Source organism: Paenibacillus sp. FSL H7-0323 (assembly GCF_038002725.1).
Classification (GTDB): domain Bacteria; phylum Bacillota; class Bacilli; order Paenibacillales; family Paenibacillaceae; genus Paenibacillus_AQ; species Paenibacillus_AQ odorifer.
Genome location: NZ_JBBODB010000001.1, coordinates 2,200,098 through 2,214,303, shown reverse-complemented (window position 1 = coordinate 2,214,303; position 14,206 = coordinate 2,200,098). Strand labels below are relative to the sequence as shown.

General features: G+C 44.1%; 13 protein-coding genes. All 13 read left to right on the top strand.

Annotated features, from left to right (window positions below; genetic code table 11):
- The first annotated feature begins 28 nt into the window (after positions 1 to 28).
- Entirely contained in the window at positions 29 to 958 is a 930-nt protein-coding gene (sucD, locus tag MHH89_RS10035) for a succinate--CoA ligase subunit alpha (RefSeq protein ID WP_036688571.1), read from the top strand.
- 224 nt (positions 959 to 1,182) lie between these two features.
- A complete protein-coding gene (gene dprA, locus MHH89_RS10030) occupies positions 1,183 to 2,301 on the top strand; it encodes a DNA-processing protein DprA (protein WP_076309713.1) in 1,119 nt (372 codons plus the stop codon).
- 36 nt (positions 2,302 to 2,337) lie between these two features.
- Positions 2,338 to 4,437 carry a type I DNA topoisomerase gene (topA, locus tag MHH89_RS10025; RefSeq protein ID WP_341086974.1) on the top strand — a complete coding sequence of 700 codons (2,100 nt, stop codon included), beginning with the start codon at positions 2,338 to 2,340 and terminating at the stop codon, positions 4,435 to 4,437.
- An 8-nt stretch (positions 4,438 to 4,445) separates the two neighbouring features.
- Complete coding sequence (trmFO, locus tag MHH89_RS10020) at positions 4,446 to 5,828, top strand: FADH(2)-oxidizing methylenetetrahydrofolate--tRNA-(uracil(54)-C(5))-methyltransferase TrmFO (RefSeq protein ID WP_076100371.1); 1,383 nt, start codon at positions 4,446 to 4,448, stop codon at positions 5,826 to 5,828.
- A 17-nt stretch (positions 5,829 to 5,845) separates the two neighbouring features.
- Positions 5,846 to 6,388 (top strand): ATP-dependent protease subunit HslV, encoded by a 543-nt coding sequence (gene hslV / locus MHH89_RS10015; protein WP_036688562.1) that lies wholly within the window; start codon positions 5,846 to 5,848, stop codon positions 6,386 to 6,388.
- Positions 6,389 to 6,421: 33 nt separating this feature from the next.
- Positions 6,422 to 7,822 (top strand): ATP-dependent protease ATPase subunit HslU, encoded by a 1,401-nt coding sequence (hslU, locus tag MHH89_RS10010; protein WP_036688559.1) that lies wholly within the window; start codon positions 6,422 to 6,424, stop codon positions 7,820 to 7,822.
- A gap of 388 nt (positions 7,823 to 8,210) precedes the next feature.
- Positions 8,211 to 8,618: a flagellar basal body rod protein FlgB gene (gene flgB / locus MHH89_RS10005; RefSeq protein WP_036688558.1), complete on the top strand. Its 408-nt coding sequence runs from the start codon at positions 8,211 to 8,213 to the stop codon at positions 8,616 to 8,618.
- A gap of 6 nt (positions 8,619 to 8,624) precedes the next feature.
- A complete protein-coding gene (flgC, locus tag MHH89_RS10000) occupies positions 8,625 to 9,071 on the top strand; it encodes a flagellar basal body rod protein FlgC (protein WP_076127801.1) in 447 nt (148 codons plus the stop codon).
- Positions 9,072 to 9,104: 33 nt separating this feature from the next.
- Positions 9,105 to 9,416, top strand: coding sequence for a flagellar hook-basal body complex protein FliE (fliE, locus tag MHH89_RS09995; RefSeq protein ID WP_036688553.1), 312 nt, complete (start codon positions 9,105 to 9,107; stop codon positions 9,414 to 9,416).
- Positions 9,417 to 9,450: 34 nt separating this feature from the next.
- A complete protein-coding gene (gene fliF / locus MHH89_RS09990; protein ID WP_076127802.1) occupies positions 9,451 to 11,037 on the top strand; it encodes a flagellar basal-body MS-ring/collar protein FliF in 1,587 nt (528 codons plus the stop codon).
- Between the two features lie 4 nt (positions 11,038 to 11,041).
- Positions 11,042 to 12,058: a flagellar motor switch protein FliG gene (fliG, locus tag MHH89_RS09985; protein ID WP_036688550.1), complete on the top strand. Its 1,017-nt coding sequence runs from the start codon at positions 11,042 to 11,044 to the stop codon at positions 12,056 to 12,058.
- On the top strand, positions 12,051 to 12,899 hold the full coding sequence (locus tag MHH89_RS09980) for a FliH/SctL family protein (RefSeq protein ID WP_036688548.1): 849 nt from the start codon (positions 12,051 to 12,053) through the stop codon (positions 12,897 to 12,899). Before fliG ends, MHH89_RS09980 begins: the two co-directional genes overlap by 8 nt.
- The gene (gene fliI / locus MHH89_RS09975) at positions 12,892 to 14,205 is read left to right on the top strand and encodes a flagellar protein export ATPase FliI (protein WP_036688546.1); all 1,314 of its coding nucleotides are present in this window, start codon (positions 12,892 to 12,894) and stop codon (positions 14,203 to 14,205) included. The genes MHH89_RS09980 and fliI overlap by 8 nt, the downstream gene beginning before the upstream one ends.
- The last annotated feature ends 1 nt before the right edge of the window (position 14,206 follow it).

Genomic DNA, 14,206 nt, shown 5'->3' with positions numbered 1-14,206 from the left:
CAATATAAGTAGGGATGTGACTTAAGGCATGAGCATTCTTGTAGATAAAAATACGAAAGTTATCACGCAGGGAATTACAGGATCAACGGGTTTGTTCCATACTAAAGGTGCGCTGGATTATGGAACACAGATGGTTGGAGGGGTAACACCGGGTAAAGGTGGAACATCTGTCAACATCACGCTTGAAAATGGCAGTGAGGTTAGCCTTCCGGTATTCGATACTGTTGTAGCTGCTAAGGCGGCTACAGGCGCAACCGCTAGTGTAATCTATGTACCGCCAGCATTTGCAGCAGACTCCATAATGGAAGCCGTGGACGCAGAACTCGACCTGGTGATTTGTATTACCGAAGGGATTCCAGTACTTGATATGGTAAAAGTGTCCCGTTATATGGAGGGGCGCTCTACTGTATTGATCGGACCCAACTGTCCGGGAGTTATCACTCCTGGTGAGTGCAAAATAGGAATTATGCCGGGTTATATTCATATGCCAGGGTACGTAGGTGTTGTCTCGCGCAGCGGAACTCTAACCTATGAGGCTGTTCATCAGCTGACCACGCGTGGAATCGGGCAATCTTCAGCTGTAGGTATTGGCGGAGACCCTGTTAAAGGCTCAGAGTTTATTGATATTCTGAAGCTTTTTAATGAGGATCCGGGTACAAAGGCAGTCATCATGATTGGTGAAATTGGCGGAACCGCAGAGGAAGAAGCAGCAGAGTGGATTCGTGAGCATATGACTAAGCCGGTAGTAGGGTTTATTGGCGGCGCTACTGCACCTCCTGGCAAACGTATGGGGCATGCGGGTGCTATTATTTCCGGAGGCAAAGGCACAGCGAGTGAGAAAATTGCCGTACTTGAATCGTGCGGAATCAAGGTTGCTCCTACACCTGCCGAAATGGGCTCAACGCTAGTAAGTGTGCTTGAAGAACGCGGTATTCTTAGCGCTTTTACAACGCATTAATTATTTTATTTACTTGAAGGAATTCACTCTACGCGAGTGGGCTTCTTTCGTGTATAATTATTTCAGAGGTAAGCAACCTTTTGTTCCTATCCAAGGGATAAAAGGTTGCTTTTTTTGTTTTTTAACATAGAAAAATATTGAATTACAAGAAAATATTGCATTCCTCTAATTCATGTTACAAAATAGGGAAGGCTAACCCTTCCATTAAAGGAGAGTAAGCTTATATGGAAGAAAAAGATCTGCTGTTTGGTTTTAATGAAGTGGAGGGGATTGGCTGGAAGAGTATCGACAAGATTCGCAGAGCCGGCTTAATGTCAGAACGAGCATTTTCCTGTAGTGCAAAAGATTGGGAAACGATCGGATTGAACGGAAAGCTGTCGAATTATCTTGCTTCCATATATACATTAGAATGGATCGCCAAAAGGCGCTTATTAATGGAAGAATGTGCAGTGAAGATGGTCACTGTGTTTGATGCGGCTTATCCTGTTTTGTTGAAGGAGACGGCACAGCCACCGTGGATCCTTTATTATCGAGGGCGTTTGGAACTGTTATCAACTCCTAGTGTGGCGATGGTTGGCACTCGTGTGCCAACAGCTTATGGACGAAAGGTAGGGGAGATTCTCGCGGAGGAGCTTAGTGCAGCAGGTCTAACGGTGGTTAGCGGACTTGCGAGGGGGATCGATAGCATTTGTCATGAAGCGGCGCTAAGAAGCGGTGGAGGGACCATAGCGGTAGTGGCAACAGGGTTGGACAAAGTCTATCCAACTGAGAATATTGAACTGGAGCGGCGTATCTCTCAGGATGGGCTTGTCATTACAGAGTATCCTCTTGGAACTAAAAGTCATCCTGGATTATTTCCACAGCGTAATCGGATCATAGCAGGTTTATCACGGGGGACAGTGGTAGTGGAGGCTGACAGTCGCAGTGGATCACTTATTACAGCCGATGCTGCCTTGGAAGCTGGAAGGGATGTCTTCGCAGTTCCCGGACCTATTACATCACCTAAGAGCAGAGGGGCGTTAGAGCTTATCAAACAGGGTGCAAAGCTGGTAACCAGTGGATTAGATATTATAGAAGAATACACTTCTTATTTGCCGACAAACGTAATAAAAACAGGGAATAATAGCACTACCGAACAGACAGCAGACGACTTTATGATTGAAAAGAAATTGACAAATGAGGAGTCTCACCTATACCATATACTGCATCAAGGCCCTTTTATATTGGACGATCTGCTTGTAAGAACAGGATGGGATTTTGGACATTTGCATTCAGTTCTGTTATCTTTAATCATAAAAAAAGCGGTAACACAATTACCAGGAGCTATTTATAAGGTAATTTAATATAGAGGTGCGAGTGTTAACGAGGAGGAAGAGTCTATGGCAGATGCATTAGTTATTGTCGAGTCGCCTGCAAAAGCGAAGACAATTGGCAAATATCTAGGTAGTAAATATATTGTAAAGGCATCAATGGGACATATTAGAGATCTACCGAAGAGTCAAATTGGTGTTGAGGTGGAGAATGATTTTAGTCCCAAATATATTACTATCCGCGGTAAGGGATCTATATTGAAGGAATTGAAAGACGCTAGTAAAAAAGTTAAAAAAGTTTATCTCGCAGCTGACCCCGACCGCGAAGGGGAAGCAATTGCTTGGCATTTGGCGCATGCGCTGGATTTAGATAATACACAAGAATGCAGAGTTGTTTTTAATGAGATCACCAAACAAGCGGTAAAAGATGCTTTTAAGACACCGCGTAAGATTAATATGGATCTCGTGAATGCACAGCAGGCTAGACGTATTCTGGATCGACTGGTAGGGTACAAGATTAGCCCTCTATTATGGAAGAAAGTCAAAAAAGGTTTATCTGCTGGACGTGTACAATCCGTTGCCGTGAAGATCATTATGGATCGTGAGAATGAAATCTCCGCTTTTGTACCCACCGAATATTGGAGCATAACAGCGAAGCTTGGAATCCGGGATTCCGTCTTTGAAGCTAAGTTTCATAAGCTGAATGGTGTGAAAAAAGAACTGAACCAGGAAAGTGATGTTCAGGAAGTTCTTGAAGCCATTAAGAACGCATCTTTTAAGGTGAGTGATGTGAAGGAGAAGGAAAGACAACGTCATCCTTCGGCTCCTTTTACCACCAGCTCCCTACAACAGGAAGCAGCCCGTAAGCTTGGATTCCGTGCCGCTAAGACAATGTCTGTTGCACAGCAGCTATACGAAGGTGTGGAACTCGGTAAAGAAGGTACTGTAGGTTTGATCACTTATATGCGTACTGACTCCACGCGTCTCTCTGTCACCGCTCAGGAAGAAGCTAAAGAGCTTATAACAGCTAAGTATGGTGAGAAGTTCTTGCCAGAATCCCCACGGCAGTATTCTAAAAAGGCAGCTGGAGCACAGGAAGCGCATGAAGCGATTCGTCCTACTTCGGCATTACGCGAACCTGAAATGGTCAAAGAGTTCTTGAGTCGTGATCAATTCCGTCTCTACAAGCTAGTGTGGGAGCGATTCGTATCAAGTCAGATGTCTTCTGCCCTGCTGGATACGCTTTCGGTCGATATTGCTGCAGGTACTGCTACATTCAGAGCTGTTGGTTCGAAGGTTTCATTCCCCGGGTTCATGAAGGTTTACGTAGAAGGCAACGATGACGGAACTACAGATGAAGACAAGTATTTGCCGCCGCTTCAAGCGGGAGATGCTTTAAATAAGCAGGAGATCGAGCCTAAGCAACACTTTACACAACCGCCTCCACGATATACGGAAGCAAGACTTGTAAAGACGCTTGAGGAGCTGGGTATAGGCCGTCCAAGTACATATGCCCCAACGCTGGAAACCATCCAGAAGCGTGGTTATGTGGCTATTGAAGAGAAAAAATTCATGCCAACCGAACTTGGCGAGCTTGTTATAGAGCAGATGGAGCAATTTTTCCCGGAAATCCTAAACGTTGAATTCACCGCGAACATGGAAGGGGATCTTGACCATGTGGAAGAGGGCTCAGAAGACTGGGTAAAGGTTCTTGCAGAGTTTTACGAATCGTTTGAGAAGCGTTTGGTATTCGCGGAAGAAGAGATGAAAGAAATTGAGATTGAAGATGAAGTCTCTGATGAGATCTGTGAGAAATGCGGCAAACCTCTCGTGTATAAGCTGGGTCGCTTTGGGAAATTCCTAGCATGCTCTGGCTTTCCGGATTGCCGAAACACGAAACCGATTATCAAGGATATTGGCGTAACTTGCCCTAAATGTCATGAAGGTAAGGTTGTGGAGCGACGCAGCAAAAAAGGGCGAGTTTTCTATGGCTGCGACCAGTACCCTGGTTGTGATTTTGTTTCATGGGATAGACCTTCTATAAAACCATGTCCATCATGTGGATCTTGGATGATTGAGAAACGTAATAAGCAAGGAACCAAGCTACAATGTACGTCTTGTGATCATACAGAGGCGGTTCTAGACAACGAAGAAGAATTAGCAGATTAATAGTCTCTATGGGAGGAAAAAAGACAGTGTCAGATACAGCAAAAGTAACAGTAATTGGAGCGGGTCTCGCAGGAAGCGAAGCCGCTTGGCAAATAGCATCACTAGGAGTACCGGTAAGATTATATGAGATGAGACCCGTAGTAAAGACACCAGCCCATCACACGAATCAATTTGCTGAACTGGTATGCAGCAACTCCTTGCGTGCGAATGGATTAGGAAATGCTGTAGGTGTATTGAAGGAAGAAATGCGGCGTTTGAACTCTCTTGTATTAGGTGCTGCTGACCGACACGCGGTACCCGCAGGAGGAGCACTCGCCGTAGATCGTGACGGATTCTCAGGTGAGATCACCCATACTTTGCATAATCATCCGCTCGTTGAAGTCATAAATGAAGAACTTACGCATATACCGGAGGAAGGGATTGTTGTTATTGCAACGGGCCCACTAACTTCACCGGCATTATCTGCTGAAATAAAAGGGCTCCTGGGTGAAGAGTATTTCTACTTCTATGATGCAGCAGCACCGATTGTTGAGAAAGACACCATTGATATGAACAAGGTGTATTTGGCTTCCCGTTATGATAAGGGAGAAGCGGCTTATCTGAATTGTCCGATGACAGAAGAGGAGTTCGACGTGTTTTATGATGCGTTGATTTCTGCTGAGACAGCAGCACTCAAGGATTTTGAGAAAGAGATATACTTTGAGGGCTGTATGCCTATTGAAATCATGATGAAACGCGGCAAGCAAACAGCGTTATTTGGCCCAATGAAGCCAGTAGGACTTATCAATCCGCATACAGGTAAACTTCCTTACGCGGTTGTGCAACTCCGTCAGGATAACGCTGCTGGCACACTTTACAATCTTGTTGGTTTTCAGACCCATTTGAAATGGGGCGAGCAGAAGCGTGTATTCTCGCTGATCCCTGGTCTTGAGAATGCTGAATATGTTCGTTATGGTGTGATGCACAGAAATACATTTATTAATTCTCCTAAGCTTCTGCACCCAACCTATCAGATGAAAGGCAAGGAAAGACTCTTTTTTGCTGGACAGATGACAGGTGTAGAAGGTTATGTGGAATCAGCTGCTTCCGGGCTCATTGCTGGCATTAATGCTGCACGGGCAGCACTCGGACAGGAAGGACTGATCTTCCCGCAGGATACTGTTCTAGGCAGCATGCCAGCTTATATTACTTCTGCCGATCCAGAGCATTTTCAGCCTATGAATGCCAATTTCGGTTTGTTGCCGAAGGTAGAGAAGAAGATCCGCAATAAGAAGGAAAAGAATGAAATGTTAGCTCATCGCGCTCTGGACAGTCTTGCCGAGTATGCCAACCGTACAGGACTCGCTTATTCGGAGCCGGAGGTTGTCGATAGCGAACAAAGCCCATCTTAAGGAGGTAACTTACAATCATGGTACCCAGCTTTCATGCGACTACAATTTGTGCTGTAAGACATAACGGACAGGCAGCTATAGCAGGTGATGGACAGGTTACATTCGGAGAGAGTGTTATTATGAAGACGACGGCCAGAAAAGTCCGTCGCCTGTACAGAGGACAAGTAATAGCAGGCTTTGCGGGGTCCGTTGCGGATGCTATTACCCTATTCGAAAAATTCGAGGGCAAGCTGGAGGAGCATCATGGGAACCTGCAGCGGGCTGCAGTTGAATTAGCGAAGGATTGGCGTCAAGATCGTATTCTTCGGAAGCTTGAAGCTTTGATGATTGTTATGGATAAGGAAGGAATGCTCCTGATCTCCGGAAATGGTGAAATTATCGAACCGGATGATGACGTTCTTGCGATTGGTTCCGGTGGTAATTTTGCGCTGGCTTCAGGTCGAGCACTCAAACGTCATGCACCCAATCTCTCCGCTGCGGATATTGCTAGAGAATCGCTTCAGGTAGCATCTGAAATTTGTGTGTACACTAATTCCAACATTATTGTTGAACAATTATAGACTCAGTGCCATAGAGACAAGGAGGAATTCACGATGGTGAATCAATCGCTTACACCCCGTCAAATTGTAGCCGAATTGGATAAATATATCGTAGGTCAGAAGCAAGCCAAGAAATCGGTAGCCGTTGCGCTTCGTAACCGGTATCGGCGCAGTCTGCTAGCAGAGGAACTGCGTGATGAAGTCGTTCCTAAGAACATCTTGATGATCGGACCTACAGGTGTGGGAAAGACAGAAATCGCCCGGCGTCTAGCAAAGCTTGTTAATGCACCGTTCATCAAAGTGGAGGCCACTAAATTTACTGAAGTCGGTTATGTAGGTCGAGATGTGGAATCTATGGTTCGTGATCTGGTAGAGACTTCTATTCGTATGGTGAAGCTTGAGCGTACGGAGAAGGTTAAGGATCGTGCGGAAGAACTGGCTAATGAGCGGATTGTTTCTATATTGGTCCCTTCCTCTTCCAAAAATAAATCACAAAAGAATCCTTTCGAGATGATTTTTGGAGGGAATTCTGCCCAAGAGGACTCTAAAGAAGACGCTGAGCAGGATGGAAGCCTAAGTGAACGCCGCCGTGGGGTTAGATTTAAGCTGTTAGCTGGTCAGCTGGAAGATGACATCATTGAAATTGATGTTGAGGATACAGCTCCAACTATGATGGATATGTTTGCAGGTCAAGGAAATGACCAGATGGGTATGAATATGCAAGAGATGTTCGGCAGTTTGCTGCCTAAGCGGACGAAGAAACGTAAGCTTCCTATTCGCGAAGCGCGCAAGGTACTCATTCAGGATGAGGCGGCCAAGCTGATAGATATGGATGATGTGATCCAGGAATCCGTGACTCGGGCTGAACAATCAGGCATTATTTTTATTGATGAAATCGATAAAGTAGCAAGTCAGGGAAAAGGGTCTGGACCGGATGTGTCGCGTGAAGGCGTGCAACGGGATATTTTGCCGATTGTAGAGGGCTCGACCATTATGACGAAATACGGTCCTGTGAAGACTGACTATGTACTCTTTATGGCTGCCGGAGCTTTCCATATTGCTAAGCCTTCAGATTTGATTCCAGAACTTCAAGGTCGTTTTCCGATTCGCGTAGAGCTGAGTAGTCTAACGTTAGAGGATTTCGTTTCTATTTTGACGGAACCAGAGAATGCTTTAACTAAACAATATGTGAATCTGCTTAAAACAGAAAATTTAGAAGTGGAATTCCAGAAGGATGCTATACATGAGATCGCCAAAATAGCGGCTTCAGTGAATCAAAATATGGAGAATATAGGTGCACGGCGTCTTCATACTATTTTGGAGAAGCTGTTAGAGGATCTTTCTTTTGAAGCACCTGAGCTGACTTTAGAAAAAATGGTTATTACCCCGGAGTATGTGCGCGAGAAATTGGCAAGTATAGCTCAGGATCGTGATTTAAGTCAGTATATTCTTTAAAGCGACAAAAAAACAAAAAATCTATGTATTTTGAATTTGGGCATAACGGATTAGATAAATTACAAATTGGTGTCGTGAAAACGTAAAATTATGTCAAAACATGCAATTAAAAAGAAAAAAATGAGTTGAAAATGTAAATAAATAGTAATAAAGTGCTAAAAGCCCTGTCTTTTCTAAAAAGATAGGGCTTATTTCTTATTGTAATAATATACAAATTAAATGAAAATCAATGTATGTGAAAATGCTAAGTGTTATTCATTGCGACAGCGTTCGACGGAATACCGTAAATTTAGAGTATTTTTTTCTTTATTTGTCGAAAGCAAGCAGGTTTTTTGATGGAAGTTGTGGAATTCTTTTCATTATGATAGCTTTGAAAGGAGGAATTGTCTTGGGATTGCTGAATAGTGTCAGTTTTCAACGATTGCAGGGAGGCATTGATGCTGCCTATAAACGACAAAATGCTCTAGCAAATAATGTGGCTAATCAAGATACGCCCAATTTCAAACGTTCTGATGTTTCATTCGAAAGTATCCTGCAACAACAGGAAAGTGGAATCCAATCTACACTTAGAGCGAAAGTTTCGGATACCCGGCATTATCAATTTGGCAGCAACACAATTGTTCCCGCTGCTGTTGAAAATACTGATGAAACTACCTCTATGAACAATAACGACAACAATGTGGATGTAGATCGCGAAATGGCGTTAAGCGCAGAGAACCAGCTTAGGTATAGTTCTTATGTTGAACAGATTAACAGTCAGATTTCGATGATGCGAGCCGTAATTCAAGGAGGATAAGAGAGTATGAACTTTGGTAGTAGTTTTGGGATCAGCGCATCTGCATTAACGGCTCAACGGTTGCGGATGGATGTAATTTCTTCCAACGTAGCCAATGCTGAAACTACAAGAGCATCCGTGGTGGATGGCAAGGCTGTTCCTTACCGACGTAAGTTGGTTGTTTTGGAAACGAACGAAAGTAATAAATTCTCGAATATACTAAATTCGAAAATGAATAATAGCAATGAAGGGGTTAAGGTGCAGTCGATCATAGAAGACTCTTCACCATTGAAGCCGGTGTACAATCCAAGCCATCCCGATGCGGATGCTGAAGGATATGTCTATATGCCAAACGTAGACATTACCAAAGAAATGGTTGATATGTTATCTGCATCTCGCTCTTATGATGCCAATGTTACGATGCTTAATGCATCCAAAGCTATGGTAAGCAAGGCACTCGAAATTGGTAGATAAATGAATGTTAATTAACTTAAGGGGGGGAAACAGTTGATACAGAATATATCTAATGGGGTTCAGGCTGTACAGCAGCTTGCAATGAAACCGACATCTTCCGAAGTTTCATCCACTCCTGCTAATTCGATGGAGAGCTTTGGCTCTTATCTTGAGGATGCGCTCAATAAAGTGGCTGATCAGGAACAACAAGCTAAGGATATGAGTAATAAATTTGTATTGGGAGAAGTGAACATTGACGAAGTGATGATTTCTTCCCAACAGGCTCTACTGAGTTTACAGTTGACTACACAAGTCCGGAACAAAGTGATTGAAGCCTATCAAGAAATTATGAGAACTCAAATATAATAAATCCTAGCTTAGTTTCGGATGGGGTGACACTGTGAATGAAAGATTTGCCCAATATCGGGAGAAGGTTCTCTTGTATTGGAACAGATTTAGTGGTAAACAGAAGATTTTATTCTTTTCAACATTGTTTATCATTCTAATAATAATCGTAGTTATGACCATGCAGCTTTCAAAAACAGAATATGAAGTAGCATTTCAAGATTTGGACAGTACGGATTCGGCTGGAGTAATGAAAGCCTTAGATTCAGCAGGTGTTTCATACCGATTAAGTCAAGATGGAAAGAGTATTTCTGTACCAAGTACAGAAGCAGCTCGGGTCAAGGTGGATATCGGTTCTCAGGGGATTGTTCAAGGTGGCTCTATCGGATATAAAGTCTTTGACGAAAATTCGTCAATGATAGGTACAACAGATAGCGAGTTTAACGTGAAGTACAATAATGCATTAAACGGTGAAGTTGAACAGTTAATGAGACGTATGCAAGGGATTAAAGATGCAAAAGTGCTGATTAATTTGCCTAAAGAGACAGTTTTTGCCTCACAGGCTGATCAGGAGCAGGCGTCTGCATCCGTTGTGCTTTCATTTGATCCAGGATTTAGACCTACCCAAGACAATATTGACGGGTATTTCAATCTTGTGAAAACTGCTGTGCCTAATTTACCAATTGACAACATTACTATTGCAAATAATGAAATTGAATTAATGCCAACAGCTAAAGGTGGACAGGCTGGTGTCACAAACCAAGTTGAAGAAAACTTCGCTCTTCAGAAGAAATTCGAAGAAGAAGTAAAGAAAAATGTGAAACAATTCCTTAGCACTCTTACCGGTCCTGATAAAGTGGATGTTCTTGTGTTCTCAAAGTTGAACTTTGACAAGGAAAACCGGAAGGAAGATCTTGTTACCCCTGTGGATACAGAGAACATGAAGGGGATTGAGATCAGTTCACAAATAATTAGTAATTCGTATTCGGGTCAAGGTAACACGACTGGCGGAGTGGCTGGCACTGGTTCTCAAGATGTTACGGGCTATCCTTCTAATGCGGGTGCGGATACTTCTACCTCGGAGGAATCTTCGGAAACGAGGAACTTCGAAGTTAACCGAATTACTAAAGATGTTATTGCTAGTCCGTATACTGTTAAAGACTTAACCATAAATGTTGCAGTTGAACCACCTTCAGGAGAAAAAAGTTTAGATGATGCAACATCAGCTGCAATCCAAAATATTTTGGTGAATATTGTTCGCGCTTCTCTTGCAGATTCAGGTACTACATATACAGACGCTGATTTGACCAAAAAGGTTTCGGTCTACTCGCAACAATTTGGTGGCACCGATGCCAACACCGTTAAAGGTGGTCTCGCTTCTTGGATGATATGGGCTATCGGAGCAGCAGCATTGCTGGTTGGAGCAGGTGGAGGATATCTAATCTACCGGAGTCGTAAACAGACTGTGGAAGAGGAAGATGAAGACATTCCATTGCAGGTTCCTACTGAATTTCCTTCTATTAACTTGGAGAGCGTGACGAATGAAAGTCAAGTTCGTAAGCAATTGGAAAGTTTGGCCAAGAAGAAGCCAGACGAATTCGTAAATCTGCTGCGTACATGGCTTGCAGACGAACAGAGGTGAACTAATGGCAAAGGCTAGCCAGCAGGGACTTAGTGGCCGTCAAAAAGCTGCGATCCTGCTTATCACACTAGGGCCCGAGGTATCGGCGCAAATTTTCAAACATTTAAGAGACGAGGAGATTGAACAGCTGACTCTTGAAATTGCTAATGTTCGCAAAGTGGACAGCGGTGAAAAAGAGTCGATCATGTCTGAATTCCATCAGATATGCCTCGCCCAGGAATATATATCACAAGGCGGTATTAACTACGCTAAAGAAATTCTGGAGAAAGCGCTTGGGTCAACAAAAGCAATGGAGGTCATTAATCGTCTGACTGCAACATTGCAAGTAAGACCTTTCGATTTTGCACGAAAAGCGGATCCTAATCAGATTCTCAACTTTATCCAGAATGAAAATGTACAGACTATTGCACTTGTATTGTCTTATCTGCAATTTGAACAAGCTGCTGCAATCCTTTCCTCGCTTCCTCAAGAGAAGCAGGCAGAGGTGGCTAGAAGAATTGCTGTGATGGACAGTACCTCTCCAGAGGTAATTACGCAAATTGAACGTGTGCTGGAGCAGAAGCTTTCCGCTACAGTAACCCAGGATTATACAAATGCCGGTGGTATCGAATCAATTGTACAAATCTTGAATGGGGTTGACCGGGGGACAGAACGTACGATTCTGGATTCTCTCGAAATTCAAGATCCAGAGCTTGCCGAAGAGATCAAAAAACGGATGTTCGTATTCGAAGATATTGTTAATGTTGACAATCGTTCAATACAGCGCATTGTTCGTGATATCGATAATGCGGATTTACAGCTTGCACTCAAGGTTGCCAGCGAAGAAGTACGGGATGTTATTTTCAGAAATATGTCCAAGCGTATGGCAGAAACGTTCCGAGAAGAAATGGAATACATGGGTCCTGTGCGGCTGCGTGATGTTGAAGAAGCACAGACTCGTATTGTAGGCACGATCCGCAGACTCGAAGAGTCTGGTGAAATTATCATCGCTCGTGGCGGAGGAGATGACATCATTGTCTAAGCTGATCAAACACTCCCAGTATGTTCCGGTTGATGTCTTTAAGAGACTGGAACAGGCCCGGCAATATGCGGGCCTAACTGAGGAGCCCGTTCCCGAGGAGACTTTAAGCGAGACTGACTATCATGATCCCGCACGTGAAGAGGCAGAAGAGACGCGTAAGCAAATGCTTAAGGACGCTCAGGATTTTGCTGAAGAGCAGGTTCGGAATGCATCTCTTGAAGCGGAACAGATTGTAGAGTCCTCGAAAGCGGAGGCTGAAGAGTGGTGGAAACAACGGCGTGAGCAGGATGAACATCTGATCGAAGCTATCAAAGCTGAAGCTCATCAGCAAGGTTATGAGGAAGGTGTTTCTCAGGCTGAGGAAGAGATGAAGCATAAGATCGCAGAGATGATGGAAGAAGCGCGTGCTGTTTTGACTGAGGCGTATAAAGCAAGAGAAGTGATTATTCAGGAAGCAGAGCCTTTTTTAGTAGAGTTAAGCTGTGATATTGCAGAGAAAATTGTGGACAAGCAGTTAACGGTAGAACCACAATTCGCAATGGACTTAATTCGCAAAAATCTGGCTCGTAAGCGAGAACAGGGTTTGATCTCACTTTGTGTATCCCCAGCGCAGTTCGCTTTTGTGAATGCTGCTCGGGAAGAATTATCACTAGCTGTTGATTCACAGGCCGAACTGCAAATCTTACCCGACTCAACGGTAAAAGACCAAGGATGTGTTATCCGCTCTTCCTTTGGCAGCATTGATGCTCGAATCGACACACAGCTCGCAGAGATCAAGAAAGAGCTGGTAAGAATTGCGCTGGACACCGATGAGCAGAGAAATGGGGAAGACGATGCTTAATAGCAACCGTTATAAGGAGCAACTTCGTAATCTCGATCCGGTGAGGATCAATGGGAAAGTGACGCAGGTAATCGGTCTAATGGTTGAATCGGAAGGTCCTGACGCAAGTATAGGTGATGTATGCTACATCTACCCTTCTAAAGGAAACAAACCGCTGCAAGCTGAGGTCGTTGGTTTCCGTGATAACAAGGTACTATTGATGCCACTTGGTGAACTGCAGGCGATTGGACCTGGTTGTGATGTAGTGGGCACTGGTAAGCCGCTTAGCGTGCAAGTAGGTTCTGAATTGTTAGGAAAAGTACTGGATGGTCTGGGGCAGCCGCTTGATGGCTCTCTCATTCCAGCACGAATGCCACATAGCTCTACCTTTAATATTCCTTCCAATCCACTTAATAGACCGCGGGTGCAGGAACCCATCAGTATTGGTGTGAGAGCGATTGACGGTTTGCTAACGATTGGCAAGGGACAGCGGGTCGGTATTTTTGCTGGCTCGGGGGTCGGCAAGAGTACTTTGATGGGGATGATTGCCCGGAATACATCGGCTGACGTAAATGTTATTGCTCTGATTGGTGAGCGTGGCAGAGAAGTATTGGATTTCATTGAACGGGATTTGGGACCAGAGGGCTTGCAGCGATCCGTAGTAATTGTTGCTACCTCAGACCAACCTGCATTGATTCGCATAAAAGGTGCGCTTATCGCTACAACGATTGCCGAGTATTTCCGCGATCGTGGCCTTAATGTAATGCTGATGATGGATTCGGTCACCCGTTATGCCATGGCCCAACGTGAAGTTGGACTTGCAGTTGGAGAACCGCCAGCCATGCGGGGATATACACCTTCGGTGTTTGCCAGCTTACCCAAACTGCTGGAACGTGCCGGTACAGGTCCTACAGGCTCTATAACAGCCTTTTACACGGTACTGGTTGATGGTGATGACATGAACGAGCCGATCGCAGATGCAGTAAGAGGAATACTTGACGGACATATTGTACTCAATCGAAATATTGCTAACAAAGGACACTTTCCAGCAATAGATGTTCTTTCCAGCATAAGTCGAGTAATGAAGGATATTGCTCCAGAAGAACAGATTGCAGCAGCGGAGAATGTGAAGCGCCTTATGGCCGTTTATAAGGATTCAGAGGATTTGATTAATATTGGAGCTTATCAAAGAGGCTCTAATGCTCAAATTGACGAGTCGATGGAATTTATCGACAGTATATGGGATTTCACCAAACAAAAGGTGAATGAAAAAGTTACGCTGGCTGAAGTTCAACAGTCTTTAATTTCACAGTTCTCAAGGAGTTGAT